Below are 2,099 nucleotides of genomic sequence, written 5' to 3' on the forward strand. Positions count from 1 at the left end.
GTCAGCAGCGACAGGTCAAGGCGCTCGGGCGGTTCGGCGACAAGGGTGAAGGTCAGCGCTTTCACGGCAGCATATCCTTCAGCGAATAGATGAATTTGCCGAGCTTGCCGCCGTAATTGCCGGCGCTTATGCGAACCGCGCCTTTCTTCGGCCCAAGCCCGATGACGGCCTTGATACCTGCCTTCATCGCGGCGGCAACGGCATCGTTGGTCTCGCCATCGATGACGATTTCCAGGACGGCGTTGATGTCGGGACCGAGCTCGCTCCTGACGACGCCGCGCAGCGTCGGCGCATAGGCTTCGTTGGCCGAGGCGATCATGCCCTTGTATTTACCGCCTATCTTGGAACCCGAACGGGCAATGCCGCCCGGAAACGGCACGATCGCGCCGGGCACCAGGCCGATCGCAGCGACAGCGGCCTCGGCGGCAACCAAGGCCTTGGCGCTGCTTTCAGCCATGACGAAGAAATTGCCGCCGCCGACGGCATCCTTCGTCAGCCCGGTCGTTGCTTCGCACAGGAATTCGCCGTCCATGACGGGAACGCGCCAAAAATGCCGGTCGCCGATTTTCTTGGAGATCTGCCAGCCGTCGCCGAAATAACGCAGCGCCGAACCGAGCTTCAAGTCGGCGCTGCCCTCCAGTCCGGCGAAGCAGGCGGAACCCGGCGAGGTCAAGACACACTGGCCGACGCGATTGAGCAGTTGTTTCTGCAGTTCGTCGGTTCCCATCGCAAAGATCATCACGCGGCAGCCGGGCCGGCCATCCGGTGTGGCCGATGGCGGCAGTTCGACGTCGATTGCCGCTTCGCAGCCGCAACCGATCACCGAGGTGGCAAAGCCGGTCATGGTGATCGCCGCCTGGCGGGCCCATTTTCGGTTCGGCGCGGTGATGATGATGGCGGTCGCGCGCATGCCGAAGGCCTCGGCAAAAGTATCGTCGATCACTATGCCATTTACGCTCACGTTCGGCATGAAACCTCGCCGAATGGCTGTTCGCGCGCGATCGCGGAATCTGGGAAATTGAACCAGTCCAGCGACAGGCCGTAGCGCTGCTGGTGATAGTCCTCCAGACGCCGCACCATCGCCTTGTCCGGCGACGGATTGAGCCTGAGCGCCTTGCCCCAACGGTAATGGGAAATTTCTCCGTCTTGCACGACAAGATCGCCGTCCTTGAAAACATACGCCGCCTGCCCCAGCATTTTCGCGATATCCCCGTCCCTGCGGTAGACAGCGATATCGGCTATGGCGCCGGCCCCGAGATGGCCCCGGTCTGTCAGCCCAAGCAGCTTGGCTGGGGCGGCGCGCGTCATGATGGCAATTTCCTCGAACGTGTATTCGCGGTCGATTGCAGCCAGGGTGGAGAGCGCCATGGCGGATTTTGGAAGTCCGGCAATCATTTCGGTGCGTGCTTCCCTGCTCATCAGCAGCTCGAACAGAGCCGGGTAGACGGTAAAGGGCGCGCCGTTGGGATGATCGGTGGTGAAGAAGACACGCCAGGGATCGTCGATCAGGAGAAAAAGCTCGAGCCCGATCGCCCACTGCATCGCGCCATAGAAATCCTTGCCATAGCTGTAGGGCACGATGCCGCCGCCATTGCCGTCGCCGTCATGGATGACGGATTTCTTCGGGCTCGCACTGCCACGCGCCGAAAACTGCCGCATGACGTCGGAGGAGACAGTGACCGTCTGGCCGAACATCACCTGGCCGATATCGATGGTGACCTCCGGCGTCGCGTTGACCAGTTCGGCAAGGCGCGCCGCGGCCGAGGAAAACCTGCGCTTGCCTTCCGTGCCGTAGCCATAGAACTGGAGATGGGCGAGGTGCATCGGCAACCCTTCCGCCGCCGCGATCGTCGCGGCCGCCGTGTCCGCCGATCCGGGGCTGCCCAGATTGTTGCAATGGACATGCAGGGGATGCGGGATACCAAGGCTGTCAACGGCCGCCTGTAGCGTCTTGACGATCTTGCGTGAGCTGACGCCGTAGGTAGGCACCACATCGTCCAGCGAGAAGGTGCGGACGTTTTCCTTGAAAGCGGCCGCCGCGCCGGCGTTGATCACCTTGACCCCAAGCGCCCGCGTCGAGGCGACCGTCCAGGCGACAT

Annotated in this window: 2 protein-coding genes; both read right to left on the reverse strand. The window is 62.7% G+C overall.

Annotation, left to right across the window (positions count from 1 at the left end):
- Positions 1-61: 61 nt before the first annotated feature.
- Entirely contained in the window at positions 62-970 is a 909-nt protein-coding gene (gene fhcD, locus E5W87_RS10860; RefSeq protein ID WP_292396846.1) for a formylmethanofuran--tetrahydromethanopterin N-formyltransferase, read from the reverse strand.
- Positions 958-2,099, reverse strand: a 1,142-nt coding sequence (locus tag E5W87_RS10865) for a formylmethanofuran dehydrogenase subunit A (RefSeq protein WP_292396847.1), incomplete at its 5' end; no start/stop codon positions are given. The genes E5W87_RS10865 and fhcD, both read right to left, overlap by 13 nt.

The organism is Mesorhizobium sp., assembly GCF_004962925.1.
Taxonomy (GTDB): Bacteria; Pseudomonadota; Alphaproteobacteria; order Rhizobiales; family Rhizobiaceae; genus Mesorhizobium.